This window comes from Fulvivirga ulvae (genome assembly GCF_021389975.1).
GTDB lineage: Bacteria > Bacteroidota > Bacteroidia > Cytophagales > Cyclobacteriaceae > Fulvivirga > Fulvivirga ulvae.
The window spans coordinates 2,839,475-2,864,632 of record NZ_CP089981.1 but is presented as its reverse complement, the minus strand read 5'-3'; the positions used below and the strand labels follow the sequence as shown (position 1 = coordinate 2,864,632).

Below are 25,158 nucleotides of genomic sequence, written 5' to 3'. Positions count from 1 at the left end.
TAAGCCTGAAAGTTAATAATTATTATAGTTCTTTTTTGCTGTTTTTTTGGCAGGTAATGGTTATGCTGAAAGGGTGTGGGGGAAATGGATATGAACATGAAGTTTGTAGCAAATTCAGCTTAAATCCTAATATTCGGCCAGAATATCTATAATTAAGAGTTATACAAACATTGAGCTACTATCATAACGGTAAATTATTTTTAATCATTGTTATTGTAAGCCCCCCGGTTTTAGGACTACATAAAAATATAAATTTCTATTAATTATTATTATAGTAGGTGTTAATTGTGGGTAACTCGATAGAGTTATCCACTGTTAACGCCACCTGTGCATATTGTACAGGACTCTTATCATTTAAGCTTTCATGTGGCCTCACAAAGTTGTAATCATACATCCAATCTTCAGTGGCTTGTCGTACTTCATCTATAGAATCAAACACATAAGCATCAAGCACATAGTTTCTATAGGTACGATTCAGTCTCTCAACATATGCATTTTGAGTAGGCTTACCTGGTTGAATATAAATGAACTCTATTGCATGCATACGGCTCCATTCTTGTGTTAATGCCGCTATAAATTCTGGACCGTTATCCATACGTATGCGCGAAGGTTTCCCTCTGCGTTTAATTAAGTGATTTAAAACCCACACCACTTTATTGCTCTTTAAAGAATAATCGATCTCTACATGCAAAGCTTCTCGATTAAAATCATCCATAACATTGAAAGAGCGGAATTTACGCCCATTGAATAAGGCATCACTCATGAAATCAATAGACCATGTATGGTTAAGTGCAGCAGGCACCTCCAGAGGTTCTTTTATTCTTGCTGGCAATCTCCTCTTTACTTTCCTGCGCAAGTTTAAACCCAACGCTTTATAGATACGATGAACTTTCTTGTGATTCCATTCATTACCCTCATTTCTGAGGCGATTAAATGCTTTCCAAAAACCTTCGCGAGGAAATTGCTCAGCTTTGCCTTCAATGCTGATATTATAGGCTCATCATTCTTAATAGACTGATAATATATACCGATTTGGCTAGATTTAGCACACGGCACGCCCTGCTGATGCCACAGTTCAGTTCATTCTGTACTTCTTTAACGAGCTGCTTTTTATGACAGGGCTTTAAAGCTTTTTTTCTATAATCTCTTTAGCAAGTTTGAGATCAAGGGCCAGTTCAGCATACATATGTTTTAACCTTCGGTTTTCTTCCTCAAGGTCCTTCAACTTGCGAAGCTCTGAAGCTTCCATTCCGCCAAAACGCTGACGCCATTTGTAAAATGAAGCCTGGCTAACGCCGTGTTCACGACTGATCTCTGCTGCCGTTTTTCCTGCATCAAACTCCTTTAAGATGCTGGCAATCTGCTGGGGTGAAAATCTTTTCCTTTTCATAAAAACAGTTCAAATTTAAGTTGTTTTCTCTACTTTTAAACTGTCCTATTTGCGGGGGTGCTTACACATAAAATTGCTTCCCATAAACTATACACTCATTTAAAAATGAAGTTTAAAGCTAGTCAATACCAAATCACTTTGTCAATACCCAACCTTGGGTATATTGAGAGAAAAATAATGATAAGATACAGAAGATTTAGACAGATATTAAGATGTTAAAACACCCCTGTAGTCCCCTCAAGGGGACAGTCGCAATACATGAAAGACTCTGGTTTATCGTTATGCGTACAGGAACTTTATGACTGGATGAAAATCCAGCTATTCGGGATTTGTAATCCCGAAGCCTTATCGTAGGATTTGTAATCCGACACCCCTCAACCAAAAACATTCAACTCCAGCCTTCCCTTACGAACTCCATAAAAATCTCCAGCACTACTCAACAAATAATCTTCTTCTTTTTCCACAACACCTGCCTTTACAGGATTCATATGGATATAACTGACTTTGGTATCGTAAAATTCAATGCTCATTATCTCTTCTCCATGATAGCCTTCTTCCCAGAACCAAACTCTATTATTGTACTTTAAAACGCGCAACAGCCATTCTCTTCTACTCTCTTTGTTGTTAGCTTCAATTGCATTATATATTGCTTTTGATGTATACTTTTTCAAATCCCTGATTACATCGCTAAGATTTTCGTTTTTGGCTCGTATTATTAAATGGCAGTGGTTACTCATCACAACCCACGCATATATTTCAAGGCCTTTTACCTTTTGACAATGCTTTAAACTGGCCAACAAAATATCTACATAATCAGGACGTGTAAATACATCTACCCACTGATGCACTGTAAATGTCACATAATGTACAGCCCCCTGATCTCGAACTACATATGCATATCCCATACTGCTAATTTAGTAAGCCACGCTAAAAACCCTACTAACCATTTTTTTATTATGTATGTGTGTATCTGTGTCGCGTTGCAAACGCTACGATAGGGCTTCGGCATTACAAATGTCGAAGAGCTGGATCGGTTTTAGTATGAAGCACAACGCCTGGCTATGATGAGTGGGAATTAGAAAGCACTAACTTCTTCATCTGCACCAAGCCACACCGCTTAATAAATTTACAATTAGTGGCGGACTTTCCAAGTGCCACCAAAGTATCCTGATCCATGAAACCCAATTCATTCATAGCCGATGTTATAGCCATGTTTTCTTTCTCAGCGTCTTCAGTTTCAGTTTTGTTTGTATAGGACCATGCTCTGCCACAAGTTCTGGTTGGTTCTCTATGTGATCGGAAATGTATTTCCAGTGGACGTAGCTTTTATAATCCTTTTCATGGTTGTAAGATTTTTTAGCATCAAGTGATCCAATAACGGTCAAGTTGACTTCACTTGCCTTAAAATGGGGAGCCATATACCAGCTAATTAAAGGATGGTCTTGATATGTATCGCGTGACGCTTGTTGTTTTGAAATCAGGATGTTAGCCTTTTCAAAAAACTCAATTGTAGGAGGTTCTTCCGAAGCGTAATCACATAGAGCAATTAAGTTAAGTCCGTATTCAGTTTGTTCCTCAGACTCAAGAACAAAAGCTGCCCCAAATGATCCGTTAGAAAGTCGGACACTTAGACAATCGCCTTTTTTAAAAACAGAATCTCTGAAAACTTTCTTTTTCCTTCTTTTCAGATTCTTCTTCTCGGAATTAAGTTTTTCCAGAAGTTTATCCAGAACCTTTTGTCTTTTGGTTAGCTCGGATTTTTCTGCTCCAAGCTCCTTCCAAAGTTCAATGTCAGTTCCAGATTCAACAATCTGTGTTATCCGTTCCAAAAGCTCTGGTTCCAAGGATTTGCATTCCCACTGACAAAGTGCCAAAGCAAACCAAAAGTTGTTGGCATCCTCCCTATCGTTGACGATCTCTTGATTTGAGTTGACAAGCTTCTGAGTTATCTCAGTTGGTTCAAGTCCATCATTGTAGAGTTCAAAGAATTCATCTTTGATGTCCTCGAATATGTCATTTGAAGATATTCCAGTTCCCCAGTTTCCCATTTAATAATGAATTTGATCGTAGCACAATTGGCTATAACAATTGAATATATGCAACGTTGCACATACACACATTATATCATTTTACAGTAAAGTACTGTAATTCATTCCACTAAGAGACGACAAACGTTTAGTTTACAAACGACTAAAATCAGATATTAAGTACTTTACTTTAATCATTTCACTCACCCATCAACTCCAGATCTTCCCAACCACATAATTTACTTTCCGAAAGTCATCTCTACGTTTGTATACAAACCTTAAAGCTAGTGAATGTTGTTCATTTTAGCCTTTACTTGTTCGTAAGCTTCAATAATTTTGTGTCGTGCCCGTTTGAAGTCTACAGGACTCCTTCCTGCTAAAGACTGGTGTGGATGCCCATGATTGTACTTCTCTCTCCATTGACCACAGGATCTGCAACTGCGATAGACTCTCAAATATGTACGCATCCAGTACATCTTCCCTGAATTGGCATCGGCTGCGATTTCAAGCAAAAAATATCAATGAAAGAAAATACTCCTGACCCGAAAAATATAACCCTTTATGCCAGCATTCCATGGGGTGAAAAAGATTTTATCGAGAATATGGAGCCTTTCCCAAAAACCGGTATGTCATTTGCCCTTGACAGTTTGAGAAATGACAGTGTGCCATTTCGTCAAAGTTTTATAATTACTCATAACGTTCGTATATAATGCGTGTGGGCAGACCAAATTAATTATCAAAGTCTGCGGCATGATTTATATGCATTTTACCGGCGCCGTTCCTTTACTCTCTAATTCTTTTAATAGTTCAAACAAAATGTACGTTCCGTTTTTAGATTGCCCCCTCTCTTTTTCCACAAACCCTTTTTGTTTATAGAAGCTTACTGCTTTTGCGTTATTTTCTTCGCATTTCAGTCTAATTGGCAACCCAATTTTATCAATCGTAGTTTTTAATAATTCAGTCCCAATATTTTTATTATGATATTTTTCATCGACATACAAATGATGAACAAAATTGTCAGCAACCCATACAGAAACAAATCCAACTAACAATTCATCGTCAAGAGCTACCAAAATATACTCACCATCCGTTTCCTTTTCAAAATCAGACAGTTTGAATTGCGATGGTTCAATCCAGGAAAAAGTTGTCAGCCTTGTTTTTAAAAATAGATTTCGCAAAGCATCTATGTCCTTCTCTCTACTTTCAATAATTTGTATCATTTTTATTATTATGCTTTTATAGCTTGTTAGAGTTCTATAGAATTACCTGGATATTCCAGCTATTCGGAATTTGTAATCCCGAAGCCTTAATCGTAGGATTTGTAATCCGACACCCTCAACCAAAAACATTCAACTCCAGCCTTCCTTTACATAAAATCTCCGGCACTACTCAACAAATAATCTTCTTCTTTTCCACAACACCTGCCCTTACAGGATTGATACGGATATAATTGACTTTGGTATCGTAAAATTCAATGCTCATTGTCTCTTCTCCATGATAGCCTTCTTCCCAGAACCAAATTCTATTATTGTACTTTAAAACAAGCAACAGCCATTCTCTTCTACTCTCTTTGTTGTTAGCTTCAATTGCATTATATATTGCTTTTGATGTATACTTTTTCAAATCCCTGATTACATCGCTAAGATTTTCGTTTTTGGCTCGTATTATTAAATGGCAGTGGTTACTCATCACAACCCACGCATATATTTCAAGGCCTTTTACCTTTTGACAATGCTTTAAACTGGCCAACAAAATATCTACATAATCAGGACGTGTAAATACATCTACCCACTGATGCACTGTAAATGTCACATAATGTACTGCCCCCTGATCTCGAACTACATATGCATATCCCATACTGCTAATTTAGTAAGCCACGCTAAAAACCCTACTAACCATTCTTTTATTATGTATGTGTGTATCTGTGTCGCGTTGCAAACGCTACGATAGGACTTCGACATTACAAATGTCGAAGAGCTGGAGTCCTTAATTATCACAAGTTCTTGCCCCCTACAGGTAGTCCAAGTTGATACTGCAAAAATGACTATTATTAACTGTTTCATCTTATGCTAAATTACCAGCAACGTCCGTATATGGTTGCGTGTGTACCAAATAGGCTATAAGATACCAAAATAGTAAATCCCGGCTATTCGGAATTTGTAATCCGACACCCCTCAACCAAAAACATTCAATTCCAGCCTTCCTTTACGAACTCCATAAAATCTCCGGCACTACTCAACAAATAATCTTCCTCTTTTCCACAACACCTGCCCTTACAGGATTCATACGGATATAATTGACTTTGGTATCGTAAAATTCAATGTTCATTGTCTCTTCTCCATGATAGCCTTCTTCCCATAACCAAATTCTATTATTGTACTTTAAAACAAGCAACAACCATTCTCTTCTACTCTCTTTGCTGTTAGCTTCAATTGCATTATATATTGCTTTTGATGTATACTTTTTCAAATCCTGATTACATCGCTAAGATTTTGGTTTTTGGCTCGTACTATTAAATGGCAGTGGTTACTCATCACAACCCACGACATTGCTATTATGCATTTGACAACGAGTGCCCTCAAATTACTCTAATATAGCAACTTAACCTATGATCCTCTCTCATGTAAGCTTATCGCACTCAAAGGATTTGAGTATAAATACCTGATTATCAGTTGAATAAAAACAAAAAAGCCGATTACTTTTCAGTAATCGGCTTCGTAGTAGCGGGAGCAGGACTCGAACCTGCGACCTTCGGGTTATGAGCCCGACGAGCTACCAACTGCTCCATCCCGCGATATATTTTTAAGGTCTTTTTATCGCTATTTTTTCAAGGGTAGTAGCACTCTTTTGTGCTTTTCTTTATCCCCCTTGCTGAATTGGACTACAAAAGTAGATGGAAGATATTTAAAAATCAAGTACCTTTGCAAAAATAAATTTAAAACCTTCATGTCAAGCACTCCTCACAAGGCCGGATTCGTAAGTATTATTGGTAAGCCCAACGTAGGCAAATCTACCCTTATGAACCAATTAGTGGGGGAAAGGCTCTCCATCATCACCTCCAAAGCCCAGACAACACGCCACAGAATAATGGGAATTTTAAGTGGAGAAAATTTTCAAATTGTTTATTCCGACACCCCGGGAATTATAAAACCCGAGTATGAGCTGCACAGTTCCATGATGAAATTCGTCAGCTCCTCACTCGAAGATGCCGATGTGGTTTTGTTCATGACAGACATCTACGAAAAGTTTGATGAAACCCTGGCCGCACACCTGGAAAGGATCGATGCTCCCATCATTTTCATCCTCAATAAAATTGATCAGGCCAAAGGCACCCAGAGTGAAGATAAGCTTACCTACTGGAAAGAGCTGGTCAAAGCCGATAAGTACCTGATGGTCTCGGCCCTTGAGGGCCTGGGCATTAATGAACTTTTTGATGCCATCATCGAACTCATGCCAGAGCACCCGGCCTACTTCCCTAAAGATGAGCTTACAGATAAGCCGGAGAAATTCTTTGTAGAAGAAATAATCCGTGAGAAGATATTTATAAATTACAAAAAGGAAGTACCTTATAGTACCGAAGTGGTGGTAACGGAGTTTAAGGAAGATGAGACCATCATACGGATAAGGGCTGAAATATATGTAGAGCGCAAAAGCCAGAAAGGCATTATCATTGGCAAAGGAGGTGAAGCCCTGAAAAAGGTCGGGATCCAGTCCCGGGCAGATCTGGAGAAATTCTTCAACAAACAAGTCCATCTGGAGACGTTTGTAAAGGTGGCCGAAAACTGGAGAAAGCAGGAGTTGAGCCTGAAAAGGTTTGGATATAAAAAATAACCGTCAATTATAAACAAACTTGCCCCTCAATGATGAAAGTATTTTACTTCTTTCTATCTGTTTTCCTGTCTTCCATCTGGGTACCGCTCCGGGCCCAGTCCATCTCCCACCAGACCGCAGGCGCCCTCAATGCTTATACAGAAGTAACCAACAAAAGTGTTGAGCGCCTCACCGAAGCCATGAGTTGCCTGGAAAGCTTCCGACAGGCCGTCACGCTCTATGCAGAACGCAGGCATGATTACAATTTCAGAAACCACAAATCTGCCTGTATTGATTTTATTGACGACTACTACCTGCAAAATCAAAAAACAAAAGCAGCACAACTTACAGCCAGTGACAGGGCAGCCCTGAGCCGGCCTTACGATGCTATGCTCAAAGTTTATGGCACCATCGTTGAAAAGTGCCGCGAAATAGAAACATACGTCAACCTCGAGCATTATACCATAGACGCGGACATGGCCTGGGCAGAAGGCAAGCTGAGGGAAATTCAAAAGGAATACGCCAATTTCAGAACCGCTAAGCACAAGCTGGATGTAACCATTGATGATATTTACAGAAAATACCAGTCTTACAACCCCGGTAACATCCACCATGTGGTTGAGCAGCGCATGAGGGATGCTATGCAACTGGAATCGGAAATGATGGATTTATGGGCCTACAACCTGACACCAAAAATTCCGGTCAATGGTATTCCAAACGCGATGGTGATCCGGAACCTCAACCTGATCGACTCTATGTTTCGCTGGTCAGGGGTCCCGAAAGTAAGTCTGTATTATAAAAATTTCGTACACCAGATGTACCACGGGGCGCAAAGCTCCAAACGCTACTGGCTTGACAGGAACATCTACGAAAACCAGCTCTCCGATAACCATGCCAACTCCGGCTACAAAGCTTTTCTCAACGACCTGAATAGCGCGTTATCCTTTTTCAACAGGTTCTGCACCAGTAATGACGATTTCAGAGGCATTGCACTGACGGCCTACTGCCCTGCCTTTGTATTGCCTGACAAACCGTTTGAGCCTAAAGTTGAGCCTGTAAGCTATGATACCCTTACTGTAAGTGAAATCACTCCGATACCTGCAAACATGGAGATATCTCCCGAAACAGCATTTGCGCTTAACAGCTATGTAGAGTTTATCAACAATGCCGTACGGGTAAGTAAAAATATACCCCATGTCTGCATTAATTATAACCATGCCCTCAACAATGCTTTTCATGCACAGCGAAACCCCTCCAGGTTTAACTATAGTTATCCCGACATTCCGCTGTCATATTACGAAAGTGCACTATATAACAGCAAATACATCCCGGAGCACTACCGCAATACGCTAAACAGGCAGGCAAAACAGATCTGGCAGATCTTTGATGAACTGCAGCAGTCGTTAAAGCAGCTAGAGCTGATCACTTATGATAAGGCTGATGTCAAACCTGTTTATGAATTTATCTACAGCCGCCTGAAGAGGATTTCATACCTGGTCGATCAGTTCAACCGGCAAACAGATGCGCTTTACAGCAAAATAAAAACCATCTATGACAGCTATCCCAAAGACATGGCTGACCCATGGATGAAAACCGGCACGGACATGACGGCCCTTATGGACGAGAGCAGGGCCATTGTAGAGACCATGTATAGCTACATCAGGGACAGCTCGGGCGTGTTGCCATCAACAGACAGCCTTAATCACAAAGCCACGGCAGCCTATCTCAACAAGCACAATAACCTGGACGGCATCAATGCTGGAAAATACGGAACATCATCGGGCAACATTGAAAGGTATTATAATGAAATTATCGATGGTGCCCGGAAATTAGGCCAACTGTCTCAAACGGGTTTTGCTGCCAACCCCTACAACGACAGCCGAAGGGGTACCTCTCCTTCCTACACTTATCAGGAATTTGTATATAAGTATAACCACCTGATCGAGTTCTATTTCGATAACCTGGTGGAAATACCTGATGCGGAAATACCGAAATCGGAGTTCTTCAACCCTTATGTTGATTTTGAGCCGGTATCGCTGCTGAAGCACCAGAAAAAAATGACTTTCTATTCGTTTATCCCTCCTGAGGGTATGGGCAGCCAGGGAGATGAGCCTGAGGTTGCACAGGTGGATGAGTTATATGTTTCAATGGAAGGGTTTGCGGTCAACCACCTGGTTTTGCTGCTGGATGTTTCATCTTCCATGAGTGATGAAAATAAGCTGCCACTGCTCAAAAAATCACTGAAACGGCTGCTGAGCATCATGCGCGAAGAGGATAAAATGTCGATCGTTATTTATTCGGAAAATGCGAGAGCCGTATTAAAGGGTGCTTCCTGTAAGGACAGAAAGGTGATGAGAGAGCTTGACAAACTGAGTTCATCTGGAACCACACATATTAAAGACGGTGTTGAACTGGCCTATAAAATGGCTGAAAAGTTCCGAATAGAAGGTGGCAACAACAGGATCATACTGGCTACGGATGGTCAGTTCAATATTCCTGAATCCCTTTATCATCTGATCAGCGAACAGGCTGAAAACGATATTGTGATGTCTGTTTTCTATTATGGCAATAAAAATTTAATGCCTGAAAAAGTAGCTAAGATGGCTGAGGCGGGCAATGGAAAATTTTCACATGTTACCACTGAAAACACCGACCTGGTGCTGGTGAAAGAGGCTAAGGCCAAGCGGTTAGGAAAGTAAGAGAAACTGTAAAAGTATTAAACAAGTAGATAATTAATTAGAGATTAGGGTTTGGAGTTGTTAGTTTCGCAGTTACATTTTTTTAGTAACGCCTGTTAATTACTCCCAATATAAAAGGATATGGCAAATATAGTAGCTATAGTAGGACGCCCCAATGTAGGTAAGTCGACGCTTTTTAACCGCCTGATAGAAAAGCGGAAAGCAATCATGGATGATGAAAGTGGGGTAACCCGGGACCGCCACTACGGGTATGCCGAATGGACGGGCAAGCATTTCACGGTTATTGATACGGGTGGTTATGTCACCGGCTCCGAAGACAAGTTTGAGTCGGAGATCCGGCACCAGGTAGAGCTCGCTCTCGACGAAGCTACTGTAATCCTTTTTATGGTAGACAGCTTTGCAGGCCTTACCGATCTGGATAAAGACTTTGCCAAGGTTTTGAGAACGTCTAATAAACCCATCTACCTGGTAGCAAACAAAGCGGATACAACGGAGCGTATCCATATGTCAAGTGAATTTTACGCTTTGGGCATGGGTGATGTTTACCCAATCTCTTCTGCCAGTGGCTCGGGTACCGGTGAGCTGCTTGACAAAGTAGTGAAGAATTTTGATGAAGGTGAAGAAAACCCTGAAGAAGGCGTGCCCCGCATTGCTATCCTGGGCAGGCCTAATGTCGGAAAATCGTCTTTCCTTAATGCTTTACTAGGCAAAGAGCGTACAATAGTAACTGATGAAGCCGGCACTACGCGTGACTCTATAAATACACACTATAAGCTGTATGGAAAGGACTTTATACTTACCGATACCGCAGGTATCCGCAAGAAATCCAAGGTGAAGGAGGACATAGAATTTTACTCGGTACTCAGGTCTATTCAGGCTTTACAGGACAGTGACGTCTGTATTTTCATCATAGATGCAGAAAGAGGCCTGGAGGCTCAGGACATGAGCATTATCAGCCTGGCACTAAAATACAGAAAGGGTATCATGATCATGGTAAACAAGTGGGATCTGATAGAGAAGGAAAACAACACTGCAGAAAAGTATAAGAAAGCCATTTTGCAGAAATTAGGTCAACTTGATTACATTCCAATTATTTTTACATCGGTAGTAAAAAAGCAAAGAATATTCCAGGCGATCGAGAAAGCTATTGAGATCTATGATAACAGAAACTCAAAAATCTCCACTTCAAAACTTAACGAAGCCATACTTCCTGAAATAGAAAATAATCCTCCACCTGCCATAAAAGGAAAATATATTAAAATAAAGTACATCACTCAGTTATCCGCCCAAACTCCGGCGTTTGCTTTCTTCTGCAATCTGCCGCAGTATATTAAAGCCCCGTATGAGCGGTTTTTAGAGAATAAGATCAGGAAGAACTTTAACCTGGAGGGCGTACCAATTCGTCTATTTTTCAGAAAAAAATGACATGGATTTGACCTTTACATGTTTTTGTATCTATATTTACTGCTTCAAATCAAAACCTGTGAAAAAATGAAAAAACTATTGACATTATTTTTAGCTCTAGGATTCACTTTCGCATTTGTTGCTTGTGGTAACAATGCATCAACTGAGGAATCAGCAGAAGAAACTACTACTGAGGAAGTTGTAGAAGAGTCTACTGAAGAAGTAGAAGAAGCTGCTGAAGATGTAGAAGAAGGTGCTGAAGAAGCTGTAGAAGAAGTAGAAGAGACTGTAGAAGAAGTTGATTCAGTTGAAAACGCTGAGTAATTTTCTTTGAAACTCATAAGAAAGGGCTTTGGGAAACCAAGGCCCTTTCTGTTTTTAGACCTATCTCAAATGTGGGCACATCATACACGCGGCAGTAAATCTGCGGAGCAAATGGATTTGAAAAATGAACATGCAAGGTGAAGCTAGTTATTGAAAATCAGTAAACCGCGTCTATCAATATTTTGAGTTCTTGCACCCCCACTTTACCCTTAATAATCACACCTAAAATCTCAATACTACTCTACTCTGTCCCTTTCCAATCATCAGTCCTGAAAGGTACGGCAGGCAGTCCTTCAAAGTTTATGAGGTTGCTCACCGGATTATCAGCCCACGCATAGCGTACAGATTTGGGTGATTTTACTTTATCAGCATAAACCACCACTTTATCTCCGTCAATTTCAGCCTTCGCCCAGTAGAATTGCTTATCCTCTCCGGCAACGGCGAAGCCAGTTACCTCTTTGCCATCTTTTGTTGTCAACCCAGAGCCGGTATGCGTAAAGCTAATCCGAACTTTATTTCCCTCTGTTTTAAAACTTTTGTATTGAGGACCTGAGGCTATAATATTTTGTTTATACACAAGCTTATTTGCGATTAAGGCCAGCCGCCGCCCTACTTCCTGTTTGTTTAGCGGATGAATATCATCAGCCTCACCAATGTCGATAATGCAGGCCATACCTGTATTGGGCAAGGACAATGTCATCATTTGGGCTTCCCTTAGTTCTGCCCAGTCGCTCTCAGATGGCTGAGGTTTTACCACTTGGAAATTGGCCAGCTGCACAAATAGAAAAGGAAGGTCGCCCTGCCCCCAACGGGCTCTCCAATCCTGTATCATCATTGGAAACAATGTCCGGTAATCATAGGCAGCCTCCACATTGGCTTCTCCCTGATACCATATAAACCCTTTGATGCCATAGGGAATAAGCGGATTGATCATTGCATTAAATAGTACTTCCGGATAATAGTGATAGTTCAGTATTTCAGGCAATGCCGGCTCAAGATCCTTTTTGTACAGCCACGTTCCTGCCAAAGAAATTCTGGAAACGCTGTCAGTAATATATAATTCACCCGCAGGAGGGTTCACGCCTCCACCACCCCACAATACAGCCATTCTTACGGAAATGGTATTTTTCCCATTTTTCACAAGCACGGCAGGAATGGTATAGTAATGTGTTGGGTTGGCATTCCAAATATTCTTGCAGATTTGCGTGCCATTGAAATAAAGTGAATAATTCATTTCAGGATGCCCCAGGTTAATAGTCAAATCTTTTTTGGTGAATGATTTCGGTAACATTACTTTTTTCCGAAGCCAGACCATCCCATTGTACTCAGCCATGCCAATGTCCCGGAACACACCCGGCATATCAATTTCATTCCAGTCAGAATCATCATATTCCGCCATAGGAATCACCTGATCTGTATTGTTCCTGGGCTGATATAAGATTTCCCAATAACGGACTGAATTGAGGCTATCGGTAATAAAATGATCATAGGTTAGTGTATCGTTGCTTAGTGTGGCTGATTTGGTAATGGGTGAAGTAAGCAGCTTTTCCCGGCTGGTCCACGACTCTACCGGTGTTCCTCCCCAGGTACTTTGGATGATACCTATCGGAACGTGTTGATCCTGATGTATTTTTCGTGAAAAATAATATGCCACGGCTGAGAGTTGCTTTACATTGGTAGTATCGCAAGCCTTCCATTGCCCGGAAGAAATATCAGTTTGTGGAGTTAATTTTTTGTCGTGTTCTACGAATAGAAAACGTATGTTGGGATAGTTTGCTTTTGCTATTTCACTTTCAGCATCCTGCGCCTGCTGCACCTGCCATTCCATATTCGATTGTCCTGAAGCCAGCCAGACATCTCCGATCAGAATATTGCTTAACTCAATGGCTCCATCTGCTTTTCCCTTTTCATACAACTTGAGAGTATAAGGCCCTCCGGCTTTGAATTTCGGAAAATCCACTCTCCATTTTCCTTCCTGATCAGCTTTTACGGTCACCTGTTTCCCTCCCAGCTCCGCCACTATAAGCACACCCGGTGCTGAACTTCCCCAAACAGGAATTTTCATATCTCGCTGTAAAACCATATTGTCCCCAAATACTTTGGATAAAGTGATCTGCGCATAGCACCGCGCATGAAAAATAAAGAATAGTATAAAGGATAAAGTGGCTGTTCGTAATAGTAATCTGTTTGTTACTGACATATGTAAAAAAAATTAAATGAGCCCTGAAAACCCAAAAACAAAATTTGGTCTATCACTTATAAGAAGCAAAGAATGGCAGGGATGCACGATCTGCCATCCTTTACTTCGCTGTTTATCTAACGATTAGTTTTTTAGTCAAATTAGCTTTTCCAGAAGTAAGCTTTACAAGATAAACCCCTGCTTTAAGGTTAGTATTTATATCAAATGTTCCGCTTCTCTCGGCTACATTTTCATACACCTGTCTGCCCTTGTTATCAAAAACATGAATAGTTGCATTTTCCATGGCTTTAGGAACAGTAATGGAAAAGTTTCCTTCCCGCGATGGGTTGGGATAAATAACGATATCAACAATCTCTTCCACGTTTGATACACCTGATTCAGCCTGGGCTGTCCTGGCTGATGAACTGCCAGTGGTAGCATAGCTTATATACCCATTGCAATTCAACCATTCGCTGTTAGAGCCTCCACAACTGCTATTTTGCCACACACCAGTATTGGTTGACTGGTTTTCTGACTGATAGGTTGTTCCTCCAACGGTAACATAATCTATCTGTACATCCCTTCCTCCGTTATCATTGGTAAAATGAACAGATACTGCCCCGTTTCCCGAAGCAGTGTAGTTAGCGTATGATGTACCCAGTGTCCAGGTGGCGACGGTTTGGCTGCCAACACGTAATTCAATGGTTTCATCTCCCTGGGTTCCCCGGGCTCTTACTACAATGGAAGACGCACTGCTGTTGATAGTTACTTTAAAAGTATTTGTACTGCTACAGCCTGCGGTATTAGTGTAGGTAGCGACATAATCACCTGCCTGGTTGGATTGTATGTTAGCAATGGTCACCTCGCGTGTAGTAGCACTAAAGGAATTGGGACCGCGCCAGCTCCAAGATCCTCCCCGGGTGGGTTGCGGGCCAAATTTTACGCTACCTCCTGCATCAAGGTTTGCGCTGGATGTTTGTGCCCATGGTCCTCCGTTTAGCTGAACATAGGGTGTAATCTGTGTGGGAGTACAGCTTCCCGCAGCACCTTCCATAATTGCATCAAGATTGCCCTGATCAACCACTGCTCCGGTACTGCGGTTAAACAATCCAAATTCGGGCTGACCATGATCCCAATACACAGGAATCATACCATGGTCAATAGCGGACTGAACTACATATTTGTGATAATACTCCCGGGATGCGATATGAAGTGACTCTTCCGGAATACCGGAACGCTTCTTAGCGGCAAATTCACCTATAATAACCGGAATACCCTGATCTACAAACTTAGCCTTCATCAATCCGAACCTTTCATCCACATGGCTTTCTTCTCCCCAGTTGGCGTTTCTGGAAGTATTTGTGGAGGAGTGATAACCATTGCCCCAGTAGTAAAACACATTACCCCAGCTTTCATCATTGTCCATCAGGCAAAATTGATAAGGGTCATAGTAATGTACTTCCACCATCATACGGTTGGCTATCTGATCGGTAGGCAGGGTATTCATCAGCTCATTGGTCGTGCCTATATCTGTTTTTGGCCCTTGCACGATCAGTGTCCGTGAGCTGTTGTTTCCACCTGTTGCACGCACTGCATTAACAAAGGTTTGGTGGTATGATAACAATACCGACATACCTGTAGCATCCTCCACGCGAGGCTCATTGGCACTGGCAAAAAGCAGATGCTCGTTATAGGCTTTGAAATAATTGGCTATTTGCGTCCAGTAAGCATTCTGTTTCACATTTACGGCCTGCTGCTGTGCCGTAGTCACGTTCTCTTCGAGCCATCCATTGTCCCAGTGAATGTTGAGGATCACGTACAAATCGTTGCTGATACAATAATCAACCACTTCTTTCACCCTGGCCATCCAGGCTGCATCGATTTGATTGTTACTCTGGTTGGCATACTGATCCCATGAAACGGGAAGGCGTACGGTATTGAACCCGGCAGCTTTCACACTATTGATAAGCTGCTGGTTTGCCATGGGGTTGCCCCAGCTGGTTTCCCCTCCAATAGCTTCCAGGGTATTTCCGAGGTTCCAGCCGACTTTCATATTGGCGGCTACCTGCTGCGCAGTTGGTAACTGGGAGTAAACGGTAAGGGACATCATTACACCACATACAAGAAGTATAAAACTTCGCCGGCTATTGACAAACATCTTCAGCCTGGACTTAAAAACGTCGGTGCTTCCAGATTTCGGAAGCACAGATAATTCATAGGAGTTGATTTTAATCATTGGTCTATAGGTTTATGTTGAACATTAAAACTCAGAAATCGTTTGCAGGTATGGCTTAAAAAAAGCAGGTCACTAAACCTTCTATAATTAAAATAACAAGCAGAAAATCAGGTTAATCATGCTGTAGTCCGGGCGGTAAGAATCCCTTTCTTATATGCCATGAGGTGCCTTGAGTCTCTTGTAAGTCTCAAAGTCAGAACAATGCCGTATCGTAAGGTCTTTAAGCTCGTCCTGAATATGCTCTTCTATTCAGCCAATCCACACTGCTAATTTATTCTTTATTGATTCTGAGGGGGGTATGCAATGTTTCGGATAAGGGATGTGGATGTTATATTTTAGATTATTTGGACATTTCAGAGATTTACGACAGCGAAACTTTGACCCTTTTCAATAAAAAATGAGAAAAGCCTGCAGTCTGGCCTATTTCAAAAAAACAATTATTTTTGAGGAGTTTTTTGTATATGAGTGAAGCACGCTTTAAGTCCGCAGTTCAGAAATTTTTACCAGAGCACTCCATTGACTATTGCTATAAGTTATGGGTGGAGCATGGCTTTACTTTCAAGATCAAAAACAAACGTGCCTCCAAGCTTGGGGACTACAGGTATGATCCTAAACTCAAGCTGCATGTAATCACTGTAAACAACGATCTCAATCCTTATTCTTTCCTGATCACTTACATTCATGAAGTGGCGCACCTGGTGACGTTCAGCGAGTACAAAAGAAGCGTACGGCCGCATGGTACAGAATGGAAAAACAATTTCAAGAAACTGATGCTCCCGATGATGAGTAATCATATTTTTCCTGATCAGGTATTGAGGAAACTGGCACAATACTTAAAAAACCCGAAAGCCTCCTCCTGCAATGACCATCAACTGATGAGGGCACTGCAGGAGCATGATGAAAACAGATCGGGCGTAAGCCTGAGTGAAATTTCCGCAGGCCAGCTTTTTAAGTTTAGGCAACGGGTCTTTAGAAAGGAAACCCTCCGAAGAACACGGTACGTATGCTGCGAAATTAAAACGCAAAGAAAGTACCTTATTTCAAAGGTTGCCGAAGTAGAACCTGTTGGATAGATATGAGTAATTGAAGTTGGAAGCCGGGAGTCAGAAGACCGAAGCGTTTGGTAGGTGGTGACCAGTAAACAGTGAATGGTAAACGGTAAAACGGGGTTTGTGAAGAATTAGAATATGGCGGTTTGGTAAAGTTTTTATGGCGTGTGCTTTCCTAAGCCTTTAAGGATTAGGAAAGCTAGTTAATTACCGTAACGATAAAGCACGAATTACTTTAAAGCCTCAAACCTGCCTAGCACATCTTGAAGGTAGGGGAAAAACCCTGATCCATGATCTGCTCCTTCAATAGCAATAAATTCGACGGTTGTTGAAGAGGCTCCGGCTAATATTAAGTTTTCGTAAGTATCAATCGAGTTTTGATAAGGTACAGTCACATCTGCCGTACCGTGATACATAAACATCTTATTTTGTGGCACCCAATTATCGACGCTATTCTCTTCAAATGCTGCACGGATATCAGCATATTTAGGGTCCGTATCTACATTATTCAGGAAATCCGGTGCTATAAAGTCTGCTACCACAGTATCTAATTTATTGTTAATAGAGCCACCGGACATGGTACCATCGAAGTAGCCAGGAATCTCCGAAGCGTAAGGCTCCTGAAAAAAGTCTGACAGCGGCTGGTTCCATCCATAGGTATTTTTGAACGAAAGTGCCACGTAGGCCATATAATAAGGCTGGTGGTAAACCTCCTGTGAAAAGAAATATTCTTGCATGCCCTTTAAGTCATATCCTCCCGCAGCAGGTGCAGAGGCTACCAGTTCAAAACCTTCCAGGCCGTCTTCCTCTATTGCTTTATGAGTGGCCATAGTAGCAAATCCTCCCTCTGAATAGCCCGACAGAAAGGCCTTACCGTTAAACTTATAGCCTTCGAGATATGCAAGTTCCCTGGCAGCAATCATCATGTCTGTAATTGAACTTGCCGTAATATCAGCACGATAATAGGGGTGTAGTATGTCACTTGAGCTGCCAAATCCGATAAAATCGGGGATGAGGAAAATATATCCTGCACTGGCAACGCTGGCCAGGAAGGTGTAGGTCTGTGTATCTACGGTCGGTGCATCACTATGCTTTACCATGGTGCCATGCTGGAAGCTCATCATAGGTACACTCTCCCCGGTCTCCGGAAAGGCCACCAATCCGGAGGCTATAATCTCCTGACCCAGATAATCTGTTTTATAGGTAATAGTGTAAATGCTAATATCATAATTCAGATACGCTGCCAACTCAGGATAGCCTGCAATATTAGCCAGCGTGACCATTTCTTCTTTCGACCTCGAAAATAATGCCTCACTATTTTCAAGTTTGACGATCTCCGGGGCAATTTCACCATCATCATCGCCACCGCAGCCAGAAAGGAAAAGGAGTAATAATGTGAAGACCGAAAATGTCGAATAGGAGTAAAAGCTTCTGAATAATTTCATCTTTTGGTATTAGTGTAAGGATATTCTTCTCTGTATAAGCTGATTCACCAAAAGGAAGAACCTTTGAGGGCTCAGCGTACGCCATTTATCAATTTGCAAACTTCCTCCCATATTCACAAAAGAATCTACATTGAAGTTCTTGAGCTCGTCCTGCACAAACTGAGGAAAGTTAACCGCGGCAATCCACCCATCCTCCACCTCCTCAAACCACTCTTCGTAGTAGCAGTCGTCCGAACCGTGGAAGTTGAATATATTTTCACCTATTAATATGTATTTGTTGACACCTTCATGCAGCAGGGCTTCTATAACATTGCGTTTGAGGTGCATGATATCATTATTGATGGTATCATTCCACTCCCCGATAAACTCGATGATGGCAAACCCCTCATCATAGTCTGCATACAATATTTTCAGATAGAGAGTCTCCGAGCCCATAAAATCCCAGGCGGGATCGATATAGTAACCATAAATATTTTCGGAGTACAGGTCAAAATTGTACTCTTTCCCATGAAAGGGAGATCGTTCATCTTCTGCCGGATTATATAAATGAAGCCACCGGTAGTATGGTTCAATCTCGTGCATTCTTCCTGATAAAATCTATTACTTTCCTCACTGACCCATGTTCTTTCAAAAGCACTTCTGCCTCTTCACGACCTATTGATAGTTCTTCCATCAACATGCGCGTGCCCCTGTCGACCAATTTATTATTACTTAACTGCATATCGACCATTTTGTTTCCCTTCACGCGTCCCATTTGTATCATCACGGTGGTGGATATCATATTCAGTACAAGCTTCTGGGCGGTACCTGCTTTCATGCGGGTGCTGCCTGTCACGAATTCAGGTCCTACGACCACCTCTATAGGAAAAGTTACCGAACCGGCCAGCTCAGAATCCCGGTTACAGGTGATGCACCCGGTTACAAGTCCGTGCTCTTTTGCTGTTCTCACCCCTCCTATTACATAAGGCGTTCTGCCAGAGGCTGCAATGCCGATCACTACATCTTTATGATTGATCTGGTGCTCCTGCATGTCTTTCCAGGCCTGCTCGGTGTCGTCCTCGGCAAACTCTACTGCCTTGCGGATAGCCTGGTCACCACCGGCAATAATACCAATCACTACTCCGTGTGGCATACCAAAAGTCGGAGGTATTTCAGAGGCATCGACTATACCAAGACGGCCGCTGGTTCCGGCCCCAATGTAGAAAAGACGACCTCCTTTTTTGAGCTGTTTCACTATTTCCGGTACAAGCGCCTCGATTTGAGGCATGGCACGCATTACAGCCTTGGGTACAGTGGTATCTTCATTATTAATATTTATCAAAATGTCTCTAACAGACATCTGCTCAAGGTTATCAAAGTTGGAGGGTGATTCGGTGGTATTGGTATTCATCGCATTACACTATTTTGATGATATAAAGTCAGTCCGGCGATTGGGCTCTCCACAATATTCCTGACAGTTATGCCTCTGTCATTGGCCACTTGCCTCAATATGTTACTGTAGTAAAAAGCTACTGATCCGGTAAAATGTACGGGTAACTGCCGGTATTGATCATACTTTTCAATATTCTTCTCAAAAAACAGTTCGAAACCCCGGTACACCAGCCTGTAAAGCACCGGATGCTTGATGTTCTGGAAGATAAATTTGGAAAACCCTGCCATGTACCTTGCAGGAAAGGGCTTTTGGTATACATGTTCAAGAATGGTATCCCTGTTCAGGTCAAAGCGTTTGATCATTTTGCTTTCAAGTTCATCGCCCAGTTCACCCCGGATAAAAGAACCCAACAGCTTTTTACCCAGCCAGGCACCACTACCCTCATCTCCCATAATGAACCCCAACGAAGGGACATTGGAAGTGATACTGTTGCCATCATAATAGCACGAATTTGCACCTGTACCGAGAATACAGGCTATCCCCGGATCATAGCCGCACAATGACCTGGCAGCTCCCATTAGATCATGATCAACGGTAATTAAGGCATTGGGAAAAGCCTCTTCAAAAATGGTTTTCAGTGTCTGTTTATTGGCGGCCGAAGAACAGCCTGCGCCATAAAAGAACAATTGATGCACAGGATCTGAAATCTTTGGCTTTAAAGATTCCATGATCTCCGCCTTTATATTTTCAGCTTTTTGATGATATGGATTAATGCCAAGCGACTGAAACTGCTGAATATTCGTTTCTGCGTCAATCAACCTCCAATCGGCTTTACTTGCCCCGCTATCGGCTATCAGGATCATTTTATCGATAAAAATTTTGTCTTCAAATATTTATTACGTACCATAAAGGTCTTACCAATGACTAAGTTATGAAGATTAACCTTTTGAAATACTTTGCGGCATTAAGTTTAATCCTTTTTTCAATATTCATCGGCGGATGTAGCGATGATGATGAAAATGAAGTAACCAACAACCCATCTAATAATCAGAATGTCGGGGTATCAGCCAATGACCTTCTATCATCAGAAACTTATAATAACCTGATCATTGAAATACAGTATGCTTCCGGTTATGAGCCATCCGCTGCTGCAATAAATAATCTGAAAGCATTTTTAGGACAACACCTCAACAAATCTAACATCACTGTGGTCACCAGTGAGATCAGTGCTCCCGGGCAGGCTCAATATACGGTGAGTGACATCAGGGCCATTGAAGATAATAACCGCACGCAATTTACAAGTGGGAATACCATCGCCACTTACTTCTTTTTTGCTGATGGAGGCTATAGTGAGGATACTGACAATTCCAAAGTGCTGGGCATTGCCTACCGGAATACATCAATGGCCTTATTTCAGAAAACTATCAAAGATAATTCAGGTGGCCTCGGCCAGCCCTCAACAAGTTTGCTTACGTCAACAGTTATGAACCACGAATTCGGTCACATCCTCGGCCTCGTCAATAATGGAACTCCGCTGACCACCCAGCATCAGGACACAGCACACGGCCACCACTGCAATGTCGAAGACTGCCTTATGTACTGGACCGCTGAAACTGGCGCCGGAATTACCGATCTCCTTGGCATGAGTTCCCCGCCCACACTCGACACGCAATGCATCACTGACCTTAAAGGAAATGGAGGGAAGTAGGGTTGCCGGGGGCTGGTTGCTGGTTTTCTGGGGGATTAGTAACTGGGGCTGGTATCTAATGGCTGAGGGACTGGTTACTTAAAAGGAACCAATTTTGCCTACTTCCTTTGCCTGGTGCCGACTGAATCTTCCGATTACTGATCACTGGTCACCGAAACACCACCAATTCCTCGAATCCGGCACCGAACTGTCCACTAACTACTAATTTGGAAGTGGAGCAAGTTTCCCTACTGCTTTAAACTTGTCAAATACATTCTCGTTATGAGGGGCATCAGCGAGTTCTTTGGTCAGGTCCTGGCCAGCCCAGTGTTCATAGTGTTTACCATCTCTCCAAAGTTTAGATTTAGTGACATCATAAATGATACCTCTGTAAGCAATCCATACTTCTTCTTTATCCTGACCGTTTCTCAGGGCTAATTGGCCGGTTGTATAAAAAGGTAAGTTGCCTGACTCCACTATTAAAAGGTTAATTGATTATTTTGCATAACTTTCAAAGTTAGAAAACGCAAAACAAACATAACCAGCTAATGAAAATTATCAAACCAATATTATTTCTGTTGGTCATCCTGATGGGATGTCAACCCGGGCAAACCGAAGAATCCACTGAAATATCTGATGCCGACCTTCAGATAAGGGCCAATGAGCTGGCTCATAAATTCATCATTACGGATGGCCATATTGATCTGCCTTACAGGTTGAAAGAGGATAACTTTAATATTGAATCTGATAAAGAGATACTTATCAAAACGGAAAAAGGTGACTTCGACTACGAACGAGCAAAGAAAGGTGGCCTTGACGCTCCGTTTATGTCTATCTATATTCCGGCCTCTTATCAGGAAACTGGCGGAGCTAAAGAGCTGGCTGACAGCCTTATAAATATGGTAAGGTCAATTACACAAGCATATCCTGACAAGTTTGCCATTGCAACTTCTCCTGAGCAGGTTAAGGAACAATTTGCATCGGGTAAAATCTCTCTGCCTATGGGTATGGAAAATGGAGCACCAATAGGTGACGACCTCAGTAATGTAGCTTATTTCCACCAGCGTGGCATCCGGTACATTACCCTCACACACTCTAAAGACAACCTGATTTGCGACTCCTCTTATGACACTACCCGTACATGGAATGGACTCAGTGCTTTTGGACGTGAGGTAGTCAGTGAAATGAACAATGTAGGTATCATGATCGATGTTTCACATATTTCTGATAGCACTTTCTATCAGGTCATGAAGCTGAGCAAAGCTCCGGTTATTGCCTCGCATTCGTCATGCAGGCATTTTACGCCTGGCTTTGAACGCAATATGTCAGATGAGATGATCAAACTATTGGGTGAGAAAGATGGTGTTATCCAGATCAACTTCGGCTCTACTTTCCTGGATCAGCGGTCGCGTGATGTGAGGCAGCATATCACTGATTACCTCCAGTCAAACAACCTTACCCCCGAAGATTCTGCTGCTAAGGCATACATAGCTAGCTATTCCAAAGAGAACCCAATCTACAGCAACGTGCAGAAGGTGGCTGACCATATTGACCAGGTGGTGAAAATAGCAGGTATTGACCATGTTGGTCTGGGTTCTGACTTTGATGGTGTTGGGGATACACTTCCTGAAGGGCTGAAAGATGTGTCTCATTACCCTAACCTGATCTATGAATTGCTCAAAAGGGGCTATTCAGAAGAAGATATTGAAAAAATATGTTACAAGAATGTGTTCAGAGTGTGGGAAGAAACCGCCAGGGTAGCCGCTTCTAACTAAACGGTAAATTTTCACATGGCTTGAGAGCCAAAATATTTATGTGTAGACTACAATTTATCTAAACAAGAGTTAGGTAGCACCAAATAATACCTGGTGCTACTTAACTATTCTTAATTTATCCTTTTAAAACTGCAGCGCTTTTCCGGACCTGTCAATTCTCTTGTTTCTATGTCAGCTGCTTAGAACTTACCAAACTTCAACGTCAGAAAGTAATTTAACTTCTCAAATTCATTGGCATCTGAAGCCAGCAATTTCAGATCTTCGGTAAATCTTTTAGAAATACCGCAATTTATCCTGAAGTGCCGGGATACATTCAGCTCCAGCGCCACCCCGGGCTCCACATACCAGAACACATCCTCATCAATGATCTCCTCGTCACGATCATAGTCCTCTTCCCAGTCATCGTGCAGGCCAAGCCAACCCGCACCGCCAGCCAGAGGAAAGGTGACATGCACAACCTGGTTGGAAAAGATAATAGGTTCTAAAAACATACCTCCGTAGCCTCCGAGGAGTACTGCATTCCTTCCCGGCACGATATTATCAAACTCTGCGGTGGGTATTACCCCATAACCCTCAAAGCCAATGGCCAGGGTACGGTTGATGATCCATCCGGCCCGGAAACCACCCATTACGAGTATCTTGTCCTGAAACTCCGAGCTCTTGAATGATACCGCTCCAAAACCTCCGGAATGATAACCACCACCTCCGGATAATGTCCTTACCTCGTCTCTTTGGCGCTTAAATTCAGAAACCGTAACCTCTTCATAAATAGTATCGCGCTCATAGTAATAGTCCTGGGCATAGGTTGCAATGCCCATAAAAGAAATGGCAGCAACAATAAGTATTCTTCTCATTTGTGATATAGGTTAAAATTAGGAGTGCAAACTTTAATATTAAAGCCAAAGCTTGTACTGCTTACACCACAAAGACATGTATGACGGTGAAGGGTTTCCATTTGTAATTCATATTGTTTAAAAAACCGTCTGTCCCTGATAGCCTGTATTTGGCCACTACTTCTGATCTTCCGATTAACCTTTGCGTTAATACTCTTACTAAGATTTAGAATGATGGAATTTCAAAGAAAATATTATAAAGTCACCAGTATAATTATAATATCACTCTTTATGGTTTCTGTAAGCTATTATCAGCAAATATGTCTGCAGCACATCTCTGCCATAGCCCGCAAATACGTTCCAAAACATGCCGCTATCATGGTAAGCCCATCTTCTAATCAAATACCCTTCTCGAAAGCTGCTGCTATCTACTGCACTGGCAATAGCCATGAAGTAAAGGATTATGGCTCCTTGAAAAAAATTTAGAAAAGTCTCAATCCGCTGTTGGCAATTGATAAAATCCATTAATTTGGTGGCTCGTATGTTTGGCCTATTCAAAAAGAAAAAGCAGGAGCCGGGATTGCCAGTTTTAAAAGATCTGGAAAATACGCCGTTGGCAGAAGGTGATTTTGTAGAAGCCCTGAGGTATGACTTGGGTAAGTGCAAGTTGCTGGTGATTGATAATGCCTACGTCTATGAATCAGTGGCTACGGGAGAAACAGTAAGCTGGCTCAAAATGATAGATGCTTCCACAGAAAATCAGAAGGTGAAAAAAATAATTTAAATCATCTTTAAACTGCTCTTAGTCACCCATATTCAATCATTTTCGGGAACCCGGTGGATTTAAGGAAATTAAAAAATCCTGATTAAAGGAAGCCCCTACCCGCATTACATTTTTATTCTATTCATTTTCCTATAACTTTGTGCC

General features: G+C 41.9%; 23 protein-coding genes, 1 tRNA gene and 1 pseudogene. 9 read left to right on the top strand and 16 right to left on the bottom strand.

Features of this window, described 5'->3' with window-relative positions:
• Window positions 1–259 precede the first annotated feature (259 nt).
• The 3 genes and pseudogenes from LVD17_RS11935 to LVD17_RS11925 form a co-directional block, all read right to left on the bottom strand.
• Window positions 260–1,390 (bottom strand): annotated as a pseudogene (locus LVD17_RS11935) (IS3 family transposase).
• Between the two features lie 374 nt (window positions 1,391–1,764).
• Window positions 1,765–2,295: an REP-associated tyrosine transposase gene (locus LVD17_RS11930; protein ID WP_233767028.1), complete on the bottom strand. Its 531-nt coding sequence runs from the start codon at window positions 2,293–2,295 to the stop codon at window positions 1,765–1,767.
• A 297-nt stretch (window positions 2,296–2,592) separates the two neighbouring features.
• On the bottom strand, window positions 2,593–3,438 hold the full coding sequence (locus LVD17_RS11925; protein WP_233767026.1) for a hypothetical protein: 846 nt from the start codon (window positions 3,436–3,438) through the stop codon (window positions 2,593–2,595).
• Window positions 3,439–3,938: 500 nt separating this feature from the next.
• Here LVD17_RS11925 and LVD17_RS11920 point away from each other — a divergent pair, with 500 nt between their 5' ends.
• Window positions 3,939–4,127 carry a hypothetical protein gene (locus LVD17_RS11920; RefSeq protein WP_233767024.1) on the top strand — a complete coding sequence of 63 codons (189 nt, stop codon included), beginning with the start codon at window positions 3,939–3,941 and terminating at the stop codon, window positions 4,125–4,127.
• Between the two features lie 45 nt (window positions 4,128–4,172).
• On the opposite strand, the gene LVD17_RS11915 is transcribed toward LVD17_RS11920, so the two are convergent.
• The 4 genes from LVD17_RS11915 to LVD17_RS11900 all read right to left on the bottom strand — a co-directional run bounded on the left by LVD17_RS11915 (window position 4,173) and on the right by LVD17_RS11900 (window position 6,211).
• Complete coding sequence (locus LVD17_RS11915; RefSeq protein ID WP_233767023.1) at window positions 4,173–4,637, bottom strand: GNAT family N-acetyltransferase; 465 nt, start codon at window positions 4,635–4,637, stop codon at window positions 4,173–4,175.
• A 169-nt stretch (window positions 4,638–4,806) separates the two neighbouring features.
• Window positions 4,807–5,274 (bottom strand): REP-associated tyrosine transposase, encoded by a 468-nt coding sequence (locus LVD17_RS11910; RefSeq protein WP_233767022.1) that lies wholly within the window; start codon window positions 5,272–5,274, stop codon window positions 4,807–4,809.
• A 378-nt stretch (window positions 5,275–5,652) separates the two neighbouring features.
• Window positions 5,653–5,886 (bottom strand): hypothetical protein, encoded by a 234-nt coding sequence (locus LVD17_RS11905; protein ID WP_233767020.1) that lies wholly within the window; start codon window positions 5,884–5,886, stop codon window positions 5,653–5,655.
• 252 nt (window positions 5,887–6,138) lie between these two features.
• Window positions 6,139–6,211, bottom strand: a tRNA-Met gene (locus LVD17_RS11900).
• Window positions 6,212–6,363: 152 nt separating this feature from the next.
• On the opposite strand from LVD17_RS11900, the gene era reads away from it, so the two are divergent.
• The 4 genes from era to LVD17_RS11880 all read left to right on the top strand — a co-directional run bounded on the left by era (window position 6,364) and on the right by LVD17_RS11880 (window position 11,654).
• Window positions 6,364–7,248: a GTPase Era gene (era, locus tag LVD17_RS11895; protein ID WP_233767018.1), complete on the top strand. Its 885-nt coding sequence runs from the start codon at window positions 6,364–6,366 to the stop codon at window positions 7,246–7,248.
• A 29-nt stretch (window positions 7,249–7,277) separates the two neighbouring features.
• Window positions 7,278–9,926: a vWA domain-containing protein gene (locus LVD17_RS11890; RefSeq protein WP_233767017.1), complete on the top strand. Its 2,649-nt coding sequence runs from the start codon at window positions 7,278–7,280 to the stop codon at window positions 9,924–9,926.
• A gap of 120 nt (window positions 9,927–10,046) precedes the next feature.
• Window positions 10,047–11,351, top strand: a complete 1,305-nt coding sequence (gene der, locus LVD17_RS11885) for a ribosome biogenesis GTPase Der (RefSeq protein ID WP_233767016.1) — start codon at window positions 10,047–10,049, stop codon at window positions 11,349–11,351.
• A gap of 66 nt (window positions 11,352–11,417) precedes the next feature.
• Window positions 11,418–11,654, top strand: coding sequence for a hypothetical protein (locus tag LVD17_RS11880; protein ID WP_233767015.1), 237 nt, complete (start codon window positions 11,418–11,420; stop codon window positions 11,652–11,654).
• 241 nt (window positions 11,655–11,895) lie between these two features.
• On the opposite strand, the gene LVD17_RS11875 is transcribed toward LVD17_RS11880, so the two are convergent.
• Entirely contained in the window at window positions 11,896–13,854 is a 1,959-nt protein-coding gene (locus tag LVD17_RS11875) for a sialate O-acetylesterase (protein ID WP_233767014.1), read from the bottom strand.
• A 112-nt stretch (window positions 13,855–13,966) separates the two neighbouring features.
• On the bottom strand, window positions 13,967–16,069 hold the full coding sequence (locus LVD17_RS11870; RefSeq protein WP_233767013.1) for a cellulase family glycosylhydrolase: 2,103 nt from the start codon (window positions 16,067–16,069) through the stop codon (window positions 13,967–13,969).
• Window positions 16,070–16,530: 461 nt separating this feature from the next.
• On the opposite strand from LVD17_RS11870, the gene LVD17_RS11865 reads away from it, so the two are divergent.
• Window positions 16,531–17,142, top strand: a complete 612-nt coding sequence (locus tag LVD17_RS11865; RefSeq protein WP_233767012.1) for a SprT-like domain-containing protein — start codon at window positions 16,531–16,533, stop codon at window positions 17,140–17,142.
• A 206-nt stretch (window positions 17,143–17,348) separates the two neighbouring features.
• On the opposite strand, the gene LVD17_RS11860 is transcribed toward LVD17_RS11865, so the two are convergent.
• From LVD17_RS11860 to LVD17_RS11845, 4 genes are read right to left on the bottom strand one after another with little or no spacing between them, the layout of a single operon-like run.
• Window positions 17,349–18,563, bottom strand: coding sequence for an alpha/beta hydrolase family protein (locus tag LVD17_RS11860; RefSeq protein ID WP_233767011.1), 1,215 nt, complete (start codon window positions 18,561–18,563; stop codon window positions 17,349–17,351).
• Between the two features lie 9 nt (window positions 18,564–18,572).
• Window positions 18,573–19,145 (bottom strand): hypothetical protein, encoded by a 573-nt coding sequence (locus tag LVD17_RS11855; protein WP_233767009.1) that lies wholly within the window; start codon window positions 19,143–19,145, stop codon window positions 18,573–18,575.
• The gene (murQ, locus tag LVD17_RS11850; protein WP_233767007.1) at window positions 19,132–19,953 is read right to left on the bottom strand and encodes an N-acetylmuramic acid 6-phosphate etherase; all 822 of its coding nucleotides are present in this window, start codon (window positions 19,951–19,953) and stop codon (window positions 19,132–19,134) included. Before murQ ends, LVD17_RS11855 begins: the two co-directional genes overlap by 14 nt.
• Window positions 19,950–20,798 (bottom strand): N-acetylglucosamine kinase, encoded by an 849-nt coding sequence (locus LVD17_RS11845; protein ID WP_233767005.1) that lies wholly within the window; start codon window positions 20,796–20,798, stop codon window positions 19,950–19,952. The genes murQ and LVD17_RS11845 overlap by 4 nt, the downstream gene beginning before the upstream one ends.
• 68 nt (window positions 20,799–20,866) lie before the next feature.
• Here LVD17_RS11845 and LVD17_RS11840 point away from each other — a divergent pair, with 68 nt between their 5' ends.
• Entirely contained in the window at window positions 20,867–21,643 is a 777-nt protein-coding gene (locus LVD17_RS11840; RefSeq protein ID WP_233767003.1) for a peptidase, read from the top strand.
• Window positions 21,644–21,844: 201 nt separating this feature from the next.
• Here the strand turns inward: LVD17_RS11840 and LVD17_RS11835 are convergent, their stop codons facing one another.
• Window positions 21,845–22,099 (bottom strand): cytochrome b5 domain-containing protein, encoded by a 255-nt coding sequence (locus LVD17_RS11835; RefSeq protein ID WP_233767002.1) that lies wholly within the window; start codon window positions 22,097–22,099, stop codon window positions 21,845–21,847.
• Between the two features lie 71 nt (window positions 22,100–22,170).
• On the opposite strand from LVD17_RS11835, the gene LVD17_RS11830 reads away from it, so the two are divergent.
• A complete protein-coding gene (locus tag LVD17_RS11830) occupies window positions 22,171–23,397 on the top strand; it encodes a dipeptidase (protein ID WP_233767001.1) in 1,227 nt (408 codons plus the stop codon).
• A gap of 179 nt (window positions 23,398–23,576) precedes the next feature.
• On the opposite strand, the gene LVD17_RS11825 is transcribed toward LVD17_RS11830, so the two are convergent.
• Complete coding sequence (locus LVD17_RS11825) at window positions 23,577–24,251, bottom strand: hypothetical protein (protein WP_233766999.1); 675 nt, start codon at window positions 24,249–24,251, stop codon at window positions 23,577–23,579.
• A gap of 261 nt (window positions 24,252–24,512) precedes the next feature.
• Window positions 24,513–24,680, bottom strand: coding sequence for a hypothetical protein (locus tag LVD17_RS11820; RefSeq protein ID WP_233766997.1), 168 nt, complete (start codon window positions 24,678–24,680; stop codon window positions 24,513–24,515).
• A 91-nt stretch (window positions 24,681–24,771) separates the two neighbouring features.
• Between LVD17_RS11820 and LVD17_RS11815 the strand changes: the two genes are divergently transcribed.
• Complete coding sequence (locus LVD17_RS11815; RefSeq protein WP_233766995.1) at window positions 24,772–25,014, top strand: hypothetical protein; 243 nt, start codon at window positions 24,772–24,774, stop codon at window positions 25,012–25,014.
• Window positions 25,015–25,158: the final 144 nt, after the last annotated feature.

Excerpts from the sequence above, each read along its gene's own strand:
- LVD17_RS11840 (WP_233767003.1), top strand. The coding sequence starts at position 20,867 with ATGAAGATTAACCTTTTGAAATACTTTGCGGCATTAAGTTTAATCCTT.
- LVD17_RS11870 (WP_233767013.1), bottom strand. The coding sequence starts at position 16,069 with ATGATTAAAATCAACTCCTATGAATTATCTGTGCTTCCGAAATCTGGA.
- LVD17_RS11930 (WP_233767028.1), bottom strand. The coding sequence starts at position 2,295 with ATGGGATATGCATATGTAGTTCGAGATCAGGGGGCTGTACATTATGTG.
- LVD17_RS11910 (WP_233767022.1), bottom strand. The coding sequence starts at position 5,274 with ATGGGATATGCATATGTAGTTCGAGATCAGGGGGCAGTACATTATGTG.
- LVD17_RS11815 (WP_233766995.1), top strand. The coding sequence starts at position 24,772 with ATGTTTGGCCTATTCAAAAAGAAAAAGCAGGAGCCGGGATTGCCAGTT.
- der (WP_233767016.1), top strand. The coding sequence starts at position 10,047 with ATGGCAAATATAGTAGCTATAGTAGGACGCCCCAATGTAGGTAAGTCG.
- LVD17_RS11825 (WP_233766999.1), bottom strand. The coding sequence starts at position 24,251 with ATGAGAAGAATACTTATTGTTGCTGCCATTTCTTTTATGGGCATTGCA.
- LVD17_RS11915 (WP_233767023.1), bottom strand. The coding sequence starts at position 4,637 with ATGATACAAATTATTGAAAGTAGAGAGAAGGACATAGATGCTTTGCGA.
- LVD17_RS11860 (WP_233767011.1), bottom strand. The coding sequence starts at position 18,563 with ATGAAATTATTCAGAAGCTTTTACTCCTATTCGACATTTTCGGTCTTC.
- murQ (WP_233767007.1), bottom strand. The coding sequence starts at position 19,953 with ATGAATACCAATACCACCGAATCACCCTCCAACTTTGATAACCTTGAG.
- LVD17_RS11880 (WP_233767015.1), top strand. The coding sequence starts at position 11,418 with ATGAAAAAACTATTGACATTATTTTTAGCTCTAGGATTCACTTTCGCA.
- LVD17_RS11890 (WP_233767017.1), top strand. The coding sequence starts at position 7,278 with ATGATGAAAGTATTTTACTTCTTTCTATCTGTTTTCCTGTCTTCCATC.
- LVD17_RS11845 (WP_233767005.1), bottom strand. The coding sequence starts at position 20,798 with ATGATCCTGATAGCCGATAGCGGGGCAAGTAAAGCCGATTGGAGGTTG.
- LVD17_RS11820 (WP_233766997.1), bottom strand. The coding sequence starts at position 24,680 with ATGGCTATTGCCAGTGCAGTAGATAGCAGCAGCTTTCGAGAAGGGTAT.
- LVD17_RS11865 (WP_233767012.1), top strand. The coding sequence starts at position 16,531 with ATGAGTGAAGCACGCTTTAAGTCCGCAGTTCAGAAATTTTTACCAGAG.
- LVD17_RS11875 (WP_233767014.1), bottom strand. The coding sequence starts at position 13,854 with ATGTCAGTAACAAACAGATTACTATTACGAACAGCCACTTTATCCTTT.
- LVD17_RS11920 (WP_233767024.1), top strand. The coding sequence starts at position 3,939 with ATGAAAGAAAATACTCCTGACCCGAAAAATATAACCCTTTATGCCAGC.
- LVD17_RS11830 (WP_233767001.1), top strand. The coding sequence starts at position 22,171 with ATGAAAATTATCAAACCAATATTATTTCTGTTGGTCATCCTGATGGGA.
- era (WP_233767018.1), top strand. The coding sequence starts at position 6,364 with ATGTCAAGCACTCCTCACAAGGCCGGATTCGTAAGTATTATTGGTAAG.
- LVD17_RS11855 (WP_233767009.1), bottom strand. The coding sequence starts at position 19,145 with ATGCACGAGATTGAACCATACTACCGGTGGCTTCATTTATATAATCCG.
- LVD17_RS11925 (WP_233767026.1), bottom strand. The coding sequence starts at position 3,438 with ATGGGAAACTGGGGAACTGGAATATCTTCAAATGACATATTCGAGGAC.